The organism is Pseudomonas sp. GW531-T4 (assembly GCF_017349615.1).
Taxonomy (GTDB): Bacteria; Pseudomonadota; Gammaproteobacteria; order Pseudomonadales; family Pseudomonadaceae; genus Aquipseudomonas; species Aquipseudomonas chlororaphis_I.
Genome location: NZ_JACMZT010000037.1, coordinates 12,895 through 26,496, shown reverse-complemented (window position 1 = coordinate 26,496; position 13,602 = coordinate 12,895). Strand labels below are relative to the sequence as shown.

Genomic DNA, 13,602 nt, shown 5'->3' with positions numbered 1-13,602 from the left:
ATGAACCCCGTTTCCATCGCCTCACCGAAACACCTGCTGCCGGCCATGGCCTCGCTGGGCCTGGGCCTGTTCACCTGCAGCGTACAAGCCGACTTCATCAGTGACAGCAAGGCACGGATCGAAATGCGCAACCACTACATCAACCGTGACTTCCGCCAGGCCAACGCCGCGCAGTCCAAGGCCGAGGAATGGGCCCAGGGCTTCACCGCGCGGATCGAGTCCGGCTACACCGAGGGCACCCTGGGTTTCGGCCTGGATGCCCTTGGCGAACTCGGGCTCAAGCTCGACTCCAGCCCGGATCGCCGCGGCACCGGCCTGCTGCCGTTCAGCCCCAACAGCCACGAACCGGCGGACGAGTTCAGCGAACTGGGCCTGACCGGCAAGCTGCGCCTGTCGAAAAGCGTATTGAAGATCGGCACCCTGCAACCGCTGCTGCCCGTGGCGACTTACAACGACACCCGCCTGCTCGGCTCGACCTTCCAGGGCGGCCTGCTGACCAGCCAGGAAATCAGCGGCCTGACGGTAAATGCCGGGCGCCTGACCGAAGCCAACCTGCGCGATTCCTCGAGCAACGACGACATCGGTTATGGCGCCGCCCGCAGCGATCATTTCGACTTCGCCGGCGCCAGCTACGCCTTCAGCCCGCAACTGAGCCTCAGCTATTACTACGGCAAGCTCGAACAGATCTATCGCCAGCACTACCTCGGCCTGCTGCATACCCAGCCCCTGGGCGGCGGCTTCAGCCTGCGCAGCGACCTGCGCTACTTCGACAGCCGTGGCGACGGCGCCGAGCGTGCCGGGCGGATCGACAACCGCAACTTCAACAGCATGTTCAGCCTGATCAAGGGCCCGCACAAAATCAGCGCCACCTGGCAGCAACTGTCCGGCGACAGCGCCTTCCCGTTCCTCAACGGTGGCGATCCCTACGTGGTCAACCTGGTGACCTACAACACCTACACCCGCACCGAGGAAGACTCCTGGCAGCTGCGCTACGACTACGACTTCGCGGCCATGGGCCTGCCCGGCCTGACCTTCATGACCCGCTACACCGACGGCCGCCACGTCAAGGCGGGCACTGTCGACAACGGCCGCGAAACCGAGCGCGACACCGACATCACCTACGTGATCCAGAGTGGACCGCTGAAGGACCTGAGCCTCCGCTGGCGCAACGTGACCTTTCGTTCGGGCAACGGCCTGGCCACCGACCTCGACGAGAACCGCCTGATCCTCGGCTACACCCTGGCTCTTTGGTAAACCCCGCCGGCGCGGTCGTTGGCCGCGCCGGCCTCATTCATCATCCGGAGGAATCGTGATGCCTCACGCCCCTACCCTGCAAAGCTTCATCGCCGGCCGCTGGATCGGCCAACACGGCGCCCAGGTGCTGCGCAGCGCCATCGACGGCCACGAACTGGCCCGCACCCACGAGGAGCGCCTGGATTTCGCCGAGGCGCTCGACCATGGCCGGCGCCAGGGCATCGCCTCCCTCATGGCCCTGGACTTCCAGCAGCGCGCCCAGCGGCTCAAGGCGCTGGCGCTGTACCTGAGCGAACGCAAGGAACAGCTGTACGCGATCTCCCACCACAGCGGCGCCACCCGCGCCGACAGCTGGATCGACATCGAGGGCGGCAACAGCACCCTGTTCACCTATGCCAGCCTGGGTTCGCGGGAACTGCCCTCGGGCAATATCGTCCACGAAGGCCCGGCGCTGCAGCTGAGCAAGCTCGGCAGCTTCGCCGGCACCCATATCCTGGTGCCCCGCGGTGGCCTGGCGGTGCATATCAACGCGTTCAACTTCCCGATCTGGGGCATGCTGGAAAAGTTCGCCCCGAGCTTCCTCGCCGGCATGCCGTGCATCGTCAAGCCGGCCACCGCCACCAGCTACCTGACCGAAGCCGTGGTACGCCTGATGGATGAATCGGGGCTGCTGCCCGCCGGCAGCCTGCAACTGGTGATCGGCAGCACCGGCGACCTGCTGGACCGCCTGCAGGGCCAGGACGTGCTGACCTTCACCGGCTCGGCCGACACCGCGGCCAAGCTGCGGGCCAATCCGCAGCTGATTCGCAACTCGGTGCCGTTCAATGCCGAGGCCGACTCGCTGAACTGCGCGATCCTCGCCCCGGACGTGAGCCCGGACGATGAAGAGTTCGAGCTGTTCATCAAGGAAGTGGCCCGGGAAATGACCACCAAGGCCGGGCAGAAATGCACCGCCATTCGCCGCGCCATCGTGCCGGCCAGGCACATCGACGCGGTCGCCAGCCGCCTGCGCGACAGGCTGGCCAAGGTGGTGGTCGGCGATCCGGCGGTGGAAGGCGTGCGCATGGGCGCGCTGGCCTCCCACGACCAGCAACGGGACGTGGCCGAACGCCTGGAAAGCCTGCTACAGAGCAGCGACCTGTTGTTCGGCGCCCGCGACGGCTTCGAGCCGCGCGGTACAAACACCAGCCAGGGCGCGTTCTTCGCCCCGACCCTGTTGCAGGCCCGCGACCCGCATGCCGAAGGCGGCGCCCACGATATCGAGGCCTTCGGCCCGGTCAGCACGCTGATGGCCTATGACGACCTCGACGAAGCCCTGGCCCTGGCCGCGCGAGGCAAAGGCAGCCTGGTGGCCAGCCTGGTGACCCGCGACCCACAGATCGCCGCCAAGGCCATCCCGGCGGCCGCGGCCTGGCACGGGCGCTTGCTGGTGCTGGACCGCGAATCCGCCGCCGAATCCACCGGCCATGGCTCGCCGCTGCCGCAACTCAAGCACGGCGGCCCGGGTCGCGCCGGCGGCGGTGAAGAACTCGGTGGCCTGCGCGCGGTGAAGCACTACCTGCAACGGGCGGCGGTGCAAGGCTCGCCGAGCATGCTGGCGGCGGTCACCGGTGAATATGTGCGGGGCGCCAAGGTCATCGAGACCGAGGTGCATCCGTTCCGCCGGTTCTTCCAGGACCTGCAGATCGGCGAGTCGCTGCTGACCCACAGGCGCACGGTGACCGAGGCCGACCTGGTGAACTTCGGCTGCCTGTCCGGCGACCACTTCTATATGCACTTCGACGAGATCGCGGCTAAGGAGTCGCAGTTCGGCAAGCGCATCGCCCACGGTTATTTCGTGCTGTCGGCGGCAGCCGGGCTGTTCGTGTCCCCGGCGCCGGGCCCGGTGCTGGCCAACTACGGCCTGGATACCCTGCGCTTCATCAACCCGGTGGGCATCGGCGACACCATCCAGGCGCGCCTGACCTGCAAGCGCAAGATCGACCAGGGCAAGAAGAGCCCGCAAGGCATCCCCCAGGGCGTGGTGGCCTGGGACGTGGAGATCACTAACCAGCTGGGTGAACTGGTGGCCAGCTACGACATCCTGACCCTGGTGGTCAAACGCGAAGACTGACCGACGCGGCCCGCAGGAGCTGGTTTATCGGCTCCTGCACGGGCCTCGGTGGCATTTGTGGCAAAAGATTTCAGAGTTTCTTGATCTTCACCGGTGCTTGCGGCAAGTTGCGCGCTTCGTCAATACAAGGAGCAGCCAATGTCCGGTTCACTGGCCCAGGCTTTCACCCACAACTTTCTCGGCCATTCACCGCGCTGGTACAAAGCCAGCATCCTCGCCTTCCTGCTGCTCAACCCCTTGCTGCTGTTCACGGTCGGCCCGGTGGCGGCCGGCTGGATGCTGGTGGCCGAGTTCATCTTCGCCCTGGCCATGGCCCTCAAGTGCTACCCGCTGATGCCCGGCGGCCTGCTGGTGCTGGAAGCCGTGGCGCTGGGCATGACCACGCCCCAGGCGCTGTACGACGAACTGGTGCACAACTTCCCGGTGATCCTGCTGCTGATGTTCATGGTGGCCGGCATCTATTTCATGAAGGAACTGCTGCTGTTCCTGTTCTCCCGGCTGTTGCTGGGGGTGCGCTCCAAGGCGCTGCTGGGCCTGCTGTTCTGCTTTCTCTCGGCCTTCCTCTCGGCGTTTCTCGACGCGCTGACGGTCACCGCGGTGATCATCAGCGCCGCGGTGGGTTTCTATTCGGTGTATCACCGGGTGGCCTCCGGCAACGACCCGCGCCAGGACAGCGAATTCAACGACGACCAGCACCTGCCTCAGTTGCATCACCAGGACCTGGAACAGTTCCGCGCCTTCCTGCGCAGCCTGCTGATGCATGGCGCGGTGGGCACCGCCCTGGGTGGCGTCTGCACCCTGGTGGGCGAGCCGCAGAACCTGCTGATCGGCCATGAAATGGGTTGGCACTTCGCCGACTTCTTCCTCAAGGTCGCCCCGGTGTCCCTGCCAGTGCTGGTGGCCGGTCTGGTGACCTGCGTGCTGCTGGAGAAACTGCGCTGGTTCGGCTACGGCACCCTGCTGCCGGACAACGTGCGCGCGGTGCTGGCCAACTACGCCGCCGAAGACAACGCCGAACGCACCGACCGGCAACGCGCGGCGCTGCTGGTACAGGGCGTGGCTGCGCTGATCCTGATTGCCGCGCTGGCCCTGCATATCGCCGAGGTCGGCCTGATCGGCCTGATGGTGATCGTGCTGATTACCGCCTTCACCGGCATCACCGACGAGCATCGCCTGGGCAACGCCTTCAAGGATGCGATGCCGTTCACCGCCCTGCTGGTGGTGTTTTTCGCGGTGGTGGCGGTGATTCACGACCAGCAGCTGTTCACCCCGCTGATCCAGTGGGTGCTGGCACTGCCGGCGGGCCAGCAGCCGGGCATGCTGTTTATCGCCAACGGGCTGTTGTCGGCCATCAGCGATAACGTGTTCGTCGCCACCATCTACATCACCGAAGTGAAGCAGGCCTTCGTTTCCGGGCAGATGAGCCGCGAACACTTCGAGACCCTGGCGGTGGCGATCAACACCGGCACCAACCTGCCCAGCGTGGCCACGCCCAACGGCCAGGCGGCGTTCCTGTTCCTGCTGACCTCGGCGATCGCGCCGCTGGTGCGCCTGTCGTATGGACGCATGGTGTGGATGGCGTTGCCTTACACCCTGGTGATGGGTGTGCTGGGCTGGTATGCGGTGAGTTACTGGCTGTAAAGGACTGTAGCCGCTGCCGAGCCCGCGAGGCTGCGATCGGCAACGCAGTTGCCGCAAAACCTGCCTCCGCGATCTGCATGAATGAAGGCGTTCGCCGGGTTGCGACGGCTACGCCGCCGATCGCAGCCTGCGGCAGCGGCTACAGGGATCGCGGTGTCGGGGTAGCCGCTGCCGAGCCCGCGAGGCTGCGATCGGCAACGCAGTTGCCGCAAAACCTGCCTCCGCGATCTGCATGAATGAAGGCGTTCGCCGGGTTGCGACGGCTGCGCCGCCGATCGCAGCCTGCGGCAGCGGCTACAGGTTTTGCATTAGCGCGGCAGGATAAATCGTTCGATCGCTTCGGCGGCGCCATCGGCGACATTGCTGCCCGTCACCAGGTCGGCCTGGCGCTGCACCGCCGCTTCGGCCTGGCCCATGGCAATCGACAACCCGGCCTGCTGGAACATCGCCGGGTCGTTGCCACCATCCCCCAGCGCCGCGGTGCGCTCCAGCGGCACTCCGAGGAACTCCGCCAGGGTGATCAGCGCCTGCCCCTTGTTGGCCTGCAGCGCCGTCACATCCAGGTACACCGGCTGCGAACGGGAAATTTGCGCCTGCCCGCCGACCTGCTCCAGCAAACGCGCCTCCAGTTCCACCAACAGCTCGGTGTCGGCACTGGCGGCGACTATCTTGTCGATGCGCGGCAGATAGTCATCGAAACACTCCACCACCACGGGCGGATAACCCAGGCCATGCTGCTCACGCGGCACCATCGGCCCGTGGGGATTGCGCAGCAGCCATTCACCGTCGGCAAAGACCCAGACCTCCACTTCCGGCTGCGGCGACAACAGCGCCAGGACCGTATTGGCGACCGCTACCGGCACAGGGTGGCGCACCAGGAAACTGCCATCGGGATTGACGATGGTGCCGCCATTGAACGCTGCGGTCGGCAGGTCGACGCCCAGGGCTTCGATCTGCTGCAACATGGCCCGCGGCGGCCGCCCGGTGGCCAGGCTGAAGAACACCCCGGCTTCGCGCAACGCACGCACCGCGGCGATGGTGCGCTGGCTCAGGCTGTGATCGGGCAGCAGCAAGGTGCCGTCCATGTCGCTGAGCAGGAACTGGATGGGATGTTGCCCCTCGCCCCTCATCCGAGGCTGTGCCATTCACGGCCGTCGCGGGTCAGCAACTCGTCGCCGGCCGCCGGTCCGTCTTCGCCAGCCCGATAGATATGGACCTTGGCCTTTTCCTTCCAGGCATCGAGGAATGGCTGCACCGCACGCCAGCCGTTTTCGATGTTGTCGGCACGCTGGAACAGGGTCTGGTCGCCAGTCAGGCAATCGTAGATCAGCGTCTCGTAGCCGGTGGAAGGCTGCATCTCGAAGAAGTTCTTGTAGGCGAACCCCAGCTCGATATTGGCCATCTCCAGGGTCGGCCCGGGCTTTTTCGCCAGCAGGTCGAACCACATGCCTTCATTGGGCTGGATCTGGATGCGCAGGTAGGTCGGCTGCAAGTGGTCGACCTCGGTATCGCGGAACTGCGCGTACGGCGCAGGCTTGAAGCAGATGGCGATCTCGGTGTCGCGCACGCTCATGCGCTTGCCGGTGCGCAGGTAGAACGGCACGCCGACCCAGCGCCAGTTGTCGATCATCACCTTGAGGGCGACGTAGGTTTCGGTGTTGCTGTCCGCGGCGACGTTAGCCTCTTCGCGGTAGCCGGCCACCGGCTTGCCGCCCGCCTTGCCCGCCACGTACTGGCCGCGCACCGAGTTGGCCAGGGCCTCTTCGGTGCTCCAGGGACGAATCGCCCCCACCACCTTGGCCTTTTCGCCGCGCACCGCATCGGCGCCGAAGGCGGCCGGCGGTTCCATGGCGACCATCGCCAGCAGCTGGAACAGGTGGTTGGGCACCATGTCGCGCAGGGCGCCGGTGTTTTCATAAAAGCTGCCACGGGTTTCCACCCCGACGGTTTCCGCCGCGGTGATCTGCACGTGGTCGATGTAATGGTTGTTCCAGAAAGCCTCGAACAGGCTGTTGGAGAAACGGCTGACCAGAATGTTCTGCACCGTCTCCTTGCCCAGGTAATGGTCGATCCGATAGATCTGCTTCTCGCTCATCACCTTGAGCAGGCATTCGTTCAGCGCTTGCGCCGTTTGCAGGTCGGAGCCGAACGGCTTTTCGACCACCACCCGGCGAAACGCATTGTCGCCTTCGACCAGCAACCCCGACGCGCCCAGGCGCTGCACCACTTCACTGAAGAAGCGCGGTGCGGTGGCCAGGTAGAACACCGCATTGCCGGTGCCGCTGGCAGCGATTTTCGCCGCCAGCGCGTCGTAGGTGCTGTCGTCCAGGAAGTCGCCCTGGACATAACTGATGCCATTGGCCAGCTTGGCCCAGAGCGCCGGGTCCAGCGCTTGCGCGCCGTTGCCGACCTTGCCGGCGGCCTCGGTGCGAATGAAGTCCTCGAGCTTCTTGGCGAAGTCCACATCGCTGATCGCGTTGTGATCGACGCCGACAATCTTCAACCCCTCATCCAGCAAGCCGTCACGGTTGAGGTTGTACAGCGCCGGCATCAGCAGGCGCTTGACCAGGTCGCCATGGGCGCCGAACAGAAACAGTGTGGTGGGTGGAGCGGGTTGAGCCTTGGACTTCTTTCGCGAGGAGGTCATTTTTTCGGAGTCTCCACGTGGCCGCCGAAGCCGAAGCGCATGGCCGACAGCATCTTGTCGCCATAGGTGCTCTGCTGGCGGGAACGGAAACGGGCGAACAGCGAGCTCGACAGCACAGGAACCGGCACTGCCTGCTCGATGGCGGCTTCGATGGTCCAGCGACCTTCACCGCTGTCGGCCACTTCGCCGGAGAAACCGTCGAGTTGCGGATCGCTGGCCAGGGCGTCGGCGGTCAGGTCCAGCAACCAGGACGAGACCACGCTGCCGCGGCGCCAGACTTCGGCGATATCGGCGACGTTGAGGTCGAAGCGCTGGTCTTCCGGCAGGCTTGGCGAGGCTTTGGTCTTGAGGATGTCGAAGCCCTCGGCGAAGGCCTGCATCATGCCGTACTCGATGCCGTTGTGGATCATCTTGACGAAGTGCCCGGCACCGGCAGGGCCGGCGTGGATGTAACCGCGCTCGGCGCGATCGTCTTCAGCCACCCGGTCCTTGGTCCGCGGGATGTCGCCCATGCCCGGTGCCAGCGCATCGAACAGTGGGTCCAGGCGGCGCACCACCTCGGCGTCGCCGCCGATCATCATGCAGTAGCCGCGCTCCAGGCCCCAGACGCCGCCGGAGGTGCCGACGTCGATGTAGTTCAGGCCCTTCTCCGCCAGCGCCTGGGCGCGACGAATGTCGTCCTTATAGTAGGTGTTGCCGCCATCGATGATCACGTCGCCCGGTTCGAGCAACTGGCTGAGGGTTTCGATGGTGTCTTCGGTGGGCGCGCCAGCCGGCAGCATGACCCAGACCGCGCGTGGCTTTTCCAGGCCGGCGACCAGGGCCGGCAGGTCGGCGACGCCCTTGGCACCTTCGCCACTCAGGGTGCTGACAAAAGCGCTGTTGCGGTCATAGACCACGGTTTCATGCCCATTGAGCATCAGGCGCCGCGCAATGTTCCCGCCCATGCGGCCCAGTCCGATAATCCCCAGTTGCATGTGCTGATGCTCCTTACTACTAAATTGTGTCAAAAGGTTATAGCCCAACGAGGCCAGTGAGGGTTAGTCCAGAGCGGCTGGACTAAGTTTCCTAAAGCAGTGTTTCCCAAGCAGTGAGTGGATAACGACGCGAATCGCCGCGAAGGCACAACGACCGCTGAAAATAAAAAAGTTCCCTTTGCCGGCAAAAGAAATCAAAATTGCCGCCGATAGTGTTTCAGGCCCCGAAATTCGAGCGGCCGGACCACAGTTGATGCACGCCATTTGCGAGGTGAGCAATGGGCACAGTACTACCGGCACGACCTGCACAAACCCTCTACGTCACTATCCGTCGTGACGAGTTGCGCGAACTGAAGAACGAGCGCGACCAGTTGAAGCAAGAGCTGGCGCAACTGCGCCTGGCATTGCAGAACCAGGGTCAGGTGGCTGCCGTCACCCAGCTCCACGCCTGAGGATCCGAGGAACCCGCCCGCCGTGGCCGGTCCTTGCAACAGGTTGTTAATGAAGCCGGCCGAGTCCTCGATGGATCGCCGGCTTCTTTTTGCCCGTCGCCTTTTACCCTACCCGCCTCCTGGCGACGGCATTATCTGACACGCAGGTACCAACTCACAAAGTTTTCACACCTTCTTATGGATACTCCGGCGCAATATTGCCGCCCCCACGGGCGCGGCGCGCGTTCGCCGAGGTAGTCGAAGCTTTCCGGCGAATGTCCTGTTCAATGAAGCTGGAGCGCTCGATGGCTGTGTTTAAACGCGACAAGACGTCCGCGAAAGGGTTTGACTGGGCGGGCCTGGGCTGGCTCTTCCTGTTCTTCTGGTACTTCTCCGGCATCACCCAGTTACTGATCCAGTTGACCGACACTTCCGGCTTCGCCGGTTTCCGCCAGGCGTTCATCATGAGCGCGATCTGGCTGGCGCCGATGCTGCTGTTCCCGGCCCGCACCCGCGCGATGGCCGCCGTCATAGGCGTGGTGCTCTGGGCCTGTTCCATGGCCAGCCTGGGTTACTTCTTCATCTACCAGCAGGAGTTCTCCCAGAGCGTCATCTTCATCATGTTCGAGTCGAACCCCTCCGAAGCCGGCGAGTACCTGACCCAGTACTTCGCCTGGTGGATGGTGCTGGCGTTCCTCGCCCATACCGCTTTCGCCATCTTCCTCTGGACCCGCCTGCGCCCGGTCTACCTGCCACGCGGCCGCGCGCTGGTGGCGGCCATGGCAATCCTGATCGCCGTCATCGGCTACCCGCTGATCAAGCAGACCGCACGCACCGGCAGCTTCGCCGGCGGCCTGGAGAAATTCGAGACGCGCATCGAGCCCGCGGTGCCATGGCAGATGGTGGTGGCCTACCGGCGCTACCGCGAGCAGTTGGAAAACATGCAGGGCATGCTCGACAACGTGAGCAAGATCCCGCCGCTGCACAACCTCAAGGACAGCATGGCCAACCAGCCGTCGACCCTGGTCCTGGTGATCGGTGAGTCGACCAACCGCCAGCGCATGAGCCTCTACGGCTACCCGCGCCAGACCACGCCGGAGCTGGACAAGCTCAAGGACCAGCTGGCGATCTTCGACAACGTCATCACCCCGCGCCCCTACACCATCGAAGCCTTGCAGCAGGTGCTGACCTTCGCCGACGAAGAAAACCCCGACCTGTACCTCAAGACCCCGTCCCTGGTCAGCGTGATGAAGCAGGCCGGCTACAAGACCTACTGGATCACCAACCAGCAGACCATGACCAAGCGCAACACCATGCTCACCACCTTCTCCGAGCAGGCGGACGAGCAGGTGTACCTGAACAACAACCGCAACCAGAACGCCCGCCAGTACGACGGCGACGTGCTGGAGCCGTTCTCCAAGGCGCTGGCCGACGGCGCGCCGCGCAAGTTCATCGTGGTCCACCTGCTGGGCACCCACATGAGCTACCAGTACCGCTACCCGCCGAGCTACGACAAGTTCACCGACCGCAACGGCGTGCCGGCCGGCGTGCGTGACGACCAGGTACCGACCTACAACAGCTACGACAACGCGGTGCTGTACAACGACTTCGTGGTCTCGAGCCTGATCAAGGACTACGCCAAGACCGACCCCAATGGCTTCCTGCTGTACCTGTCGGACCATGGCGAAGACGTGTTTGACTCCGCCGGCCACAACACCCTGGGCCGCAACGAAGGCAAGCCGACCGCGCCGATGTACACCATTCCCTTCATCGCCTGGGCCTCGCCGAAGTGGAAGCAGGACCACGACTGGAACTTCGCCGGCGACCTCGGCCGCCCTTACAGCAGTTCGCACCTGATCCATACCTGGGCCGACATGGCCGGCCTGAGCTCCGACGAGCTGGATCGCAGCAAGAGCCTGGTCAGCGACAGCTTCAAGCCGCGCCCGCTGCTGATCGGCAATCCTTATGAGCGCAACGAGAAAGCCCTGATCGACTTCAGCCTGATGAAGCCCAAGGCGCCGCCACCCACCGCGGTGGTACAAAAATAAATCTCACAGAAATAAGCGATGCCAGAATAAGCCTTTTCCTACGGGGCTCACGCAGCCCCGTACTACCGGCCTTCAATGCCCCTTCATGGGGCATTGCTGCATCTGAAAGATAATAATTATTCTCGTTTAGCCTAAATACCCTTCCTCCTTTTCGTCTCAGTGCAAACGGATTTTTTCCCTCGACGACAAGGAGACGGCAGCGATGTTCGCGCCATTCACCCGTTCCATGACTTTGACATTCGGCCTGTGCGGCGCGGTTCTGAGCCCCGGGCTGCTGGCTGAAAACGAACCCGCGCAGAGTGCCGAGCCTGGAACCCAGGCCCTGGAGCTCGATGCCACCAGCGTCACCGCCCAGGGCCTGGGCGCGACCACAGAGAACAGCGGTTCCTACACCACCGGCAGCATGAACACCGCCACGCGCCTGAACCTGTCGATCAAGGAAACCCCACAATCGGTGTCGGTGGTGACCCGCCAGCAGATGGACGATTTCAAACTCGATACCTTGTCCGAAGTGCTGGGGCAAACCACCGGGGTGGTGGTCCAGCACCTGGACTCCGACCGGGTGATCTATTCCTCCCGCGGCTACTCCATCAACAACTTCCAGATCGATGGCATGCTCAACACCTTCAACCGCATGAAGTCCGATTCGGACACCATCATCTACGACCGCATCGAGGTGGTCCGCGGCGCCACCGGCCTGACCACCGGCGCCGGCGACCCTTCGGCCACGGTCAACATGGTGCGCAAGCGGCCGACCCACGAATGGGCAGCCAAGGCCGGCGTCAGTGGCGGCAGCTACGACAACTACTACAGCTACGTCGATGTCGGCGGCCCCCTGGGGTTCGACGGTCGCCTGCGCGGGCGCACGGTGCTGGCCTATCGTGACAGCCAGTCGTTTCGCGACCACTACCAGCTGCAGCGGGAAGTCGGCTACGGCATTCTCGAGGCCGACCTGACCGACAGCACCACCCTGGCCGTGGGCTACGACTACCAGGACAAGCAGGTCCAGGGCACCTCCTGGGGCACCGTGCCCTACTGGAACGCCTCGGGCGGCAAGGCCAACCTGCCGCGCGCCACCAACATGGCGGCGCACTGGAGTTCCTGGCCGCTCAAGGACAAGACCGCCTTCGCCACCCTCGACCAGCGCCTGGGCCACGACTGGCACCTGAAAGCCGCCTACACCCACCGCGACAGCGACAGCGACGGCAAGGTCTATTACGGCGGCGCCGGTTTCCCGGAAGCCGACCGCTCGGGCATGACCGCCTGGGCCAGCCATATGATCGGCACGCAGAAAATGCGCGTGTACGACTTCAACCTGGCCGGCCCCTACAGCCTGCTGGGCCGCGAGCATGAGTTGATGCTGGGCTACGGCGAGGCCGAGCGCCGCGAGTCGTCGCCCTACACCGTCGACGGCCCGACACCGCCGGGCTACGCCAGCATTACCGACTGGAAATACATGGGCGGCATCGCCAAGTTTCCCGACACCGTGACCAACCTGCCCGGCTCCGGCGACAGCACCCGGCAAAAGGCCGGCTACCTGGCCACCCGCCTGAGCCTGAGCGACGACCTGCATGCGGTGCTCGGCAGCCGTTACGGCAGCTGGAGCGCCCATAGCCGCTCTCGCAGCTACGACGCCAACAACCAGCTGACCCGCCTCGAGGACACCCGCCAGCAGCACAACGACATGTGGACGCCCTACGCCGGCCTGCTGTACGACCTCACCCCCGAATACACGGTGTATGTCAGCTACACCGACATCTTCAAGCCCCAGACCGAGCGCGACGCCAGCCGCAAATACCTCGAACCGATAGTCGGCAGCAACTACGAGCTGGGGCTCAAGGGCAGCCTGCTGGAGGAACGCCTGAACCTGGCCACCGCGGTGTTCTGGAGCAAGCAGGACAACGTCGCCGAACTGGACAGTTCGGTGCCGCCGGACCCGGTCACCGGCGAGGAGTTCTACAAGTCGGGCGGCAAAGGCGGCAAGGTTCAAGGGTTCGAGGCCGAGGTCTCGGGGGAAATCCTCCCGGGCTGGAACCTCGCCGCCGGCTACACCTACACCCACGCCCTGGACGGCGAAAAGCAGCGCGCCAACGGCGGCGAGCCGATGAACATGCTGCGCCTGTCCACGGCCTATCGCCTGCCGGGCCAGTGGCGGGCGCTGACCGTCGGCGGCAGCCTGAACTGGCAAAGCGAAATCTACGGCAGCAGCCGGCGGCCGGTGGGGCGCGACGGCGACGGGCGTATCGTCACCGAAAACACCCGCATCCATCAGCAGGCCTACAGCGTGGCCGGGCTGATGTCGCGCTACGAGTTCGACCCGCACCTGTCGGCCTCGCTCAACGTCACCAACCTGTTCGACAAGAAGTACTACGAACGGGTCGGCTTCTATAACGGCGTCTACTGGGGCGAACCGCGCACCATGACCCTGAGCCTGGACTGGAAGCTGTAACCCGCCCTTCTTCCTACACGGCCCATATCAGTGGGCCGTCAG

The 13,602-nt window shown here is 64.5% G+C and carries 9 protein-coding genes; 6 read left to right on the top strand and 3 right to left on the bottom strand.

Annotation, left to right across the window (positions count from 1 at the left end):
• From J4D28_RS23930 to nhaB, 3 genes are all read left to right on the top strand, one after another.
• Complete coding sequence (locus J4D28_RS23930; protein WP_103331686.1) at positions 1-1,254, top strand: OprD family porin; 1,254 nt, start codon at positions 1-3, stop codon at positions 1,252-1,254.
• A gap of 58 nt (positions 1,255-1,312) precedes the next feature.
• On the top strand, positions 1,313-3,367 hold the full coding sequence (gene paaZ, locus J4D28_RS23925) for a phenylacetic acid degradation bifunctional protein PaaZ (protein ID WP_103331685.1): 2,055 nt from the start codon (positions 1,313-1,315) through the stop codon (positions 3,365-3,367).
• 138 nt (positions 3,368-3,505) lie between these two features.
• Complete coding sequence (nhaB, locus tag J4D28_RS23920) at positions 3,506-5,008, top strand: sodium/proton antiporter NhaB (RefSeq protein WP_038632226.1); 1,503 nt, start codon at positions 3,506-3,508, stop codon at positions 5,006-5,008.
• Between the two features lie 308 nt (positions 5,009-5,316).
• On the opposite strand, the gene J4D28_RS23915 is transcribed toward nhaB, so the two are convergent.
• The 3 genes from J4D28_RS23915 to gnd are packed head-to-tail and all read right to left on the bottom strand — an operon-like array spanning position 5,317 to position 8,665.
• The gene (locus tag J4D28_RS23915) at positions 5,317-6,138 is read right to left on the bottom strand and encodes an HAD family hydrolase (protein ID WP_096374133.1); all 822 of its coding nucleotides are present in this window, start codon (positions 6,136-6,138) and stop codon (positions 5,317-5,319) included.
• Positions 6,135-7,655, bottom strand: a complete 1,521-nt coding sequence (gene zwf, locus J4D28_RS23910) for a glucose-6-phosphate dehydrogenase (RefSeq protein ID WP_103331872.1) — start codon at positions 7,653-7,655, stop codon at positions 6,135-6,137. The genes J4D28_RS23915 and zwf overlap by 4 nt, the downstream gene beginning before the upstream one ends.
• On the bottom strand, positions 7,652-8,665 hold the full coding sequence (gnd, locus tag J4D28_RS23905; RefSeq protein ID WP_223815583.1) for a phosphogluconate dehydrogenase (NAD(+)-dependent, decarboxylating): 1,014 nt from the start codon (positions 8,663-8,665) through the stop codon (positions 7,652-7,654). The genes zwf and gnd overlap by 4 nt, the downstream gene beginning before the upstream one ends.
• Positions 8,666-8,910: 245 nt before the next feature.
• On the opposite strand from gnd, the gene J4D28_RS23900 reads away from it, so the two are divergent.
• From J4D28_RS23900 to J4D28_RS23890, 3 genes are all read left to right on the top strand, one after another.
• A complete protein-coding gene (locus J4D28_RS23900) occupies positions 8,911-9,084 on the top strand; it encodes a DUF6026 family protein (protein ID WP_007922719.1) in 174 nt (57 codons plus the stop codon).
• 284 nt (positions 9,085-9,368) lie between these two features.
• Positions 9,369-11,111, top strand: coding sequence for a phosphoethanolamine transferase CptA (locus J4D28_RS23895; protein WP_009048861.1), 1,743 nt, complete (start codon positions 9,369-9,371; stop codon positions 11,109-11,111).
• A gap of 202 nt (positions 11,112-11,313) precedes the next feature.
• On the top strand, positions 11,314-13,560 hold the full coding sequence (locus J4D28_RS23890; protein ID WP_103331873.1) for a TonB-dependent siderophore receptor: 2,247 nt from the start codon (positions 11,314-11,316) through the stop codon (positions 13,558-13,560).
• The last annotated feature ends 42 nt before the right edge of the window (positions 13,561-13,602 follow it).

What these genes read in the sequence shown, in the direction of transcription:
- nhaB (WP_038632226.1), top strand. Translation starts at nt 3,506, where the DNA reads ATGTCCGGTTCACTGGCCCAGGCTTTCACCCACAACTTTCTCGGCCAT.
- J4D28_RS23915 (WP_096374133.1), bottom strand. Translation starts at nt 6,138, where the DNA reads ATGAGGGGCGAGGGGCAACATCCCATCCAGTTCCTGCTCAGCGACATG.
- J4D28_RS23930 (WP_103331686.1), top strand. Translation starts at nt 1, where the DNA reads ATGAACCCCGTTTCCATCGCCTCACCGAAACACCTGCTGCCGGCCATG.
- J4D28_RS23890 (WP_103331873.1), top strand. Translation starts at nt 11,314, where the DNA reads ATGTTCGCGCCATTCACCCGTTCCATGACTTTGACATTCGGCCTGTGC.
- J4D28_RS23900 (WP_007922719.1), top strand. Translation starts at nt 8,911, where the DNA reads ATGGGCACAGTACTACCGGCACGACCTGCACAAACCCTCTACGTCACT.
- J4D28_RS23895 (WP_009048861.1), top strand. Translation starts at nt 9,369, where the DNA reads ATGGCTGTGTTTAAACGCGACAAGACGTCCGCGAAAGGGTTTGACTGG.
- zwf (WP_103331872.1), bottom strand. Translation starts at nt 7,655, where the DNA reads ATGACCTCCTCGCGAAAGAAGTCCAAGGCTCAACCCGCTCCACCCACC.
- paaZ (WP_103331685.1), top strand. Translation starts at nt 1,313, where the DNA reads ATGCCTCACGCCCCTACCCTGCAAAGCTTCATCGCCGGCCGCTGGATC.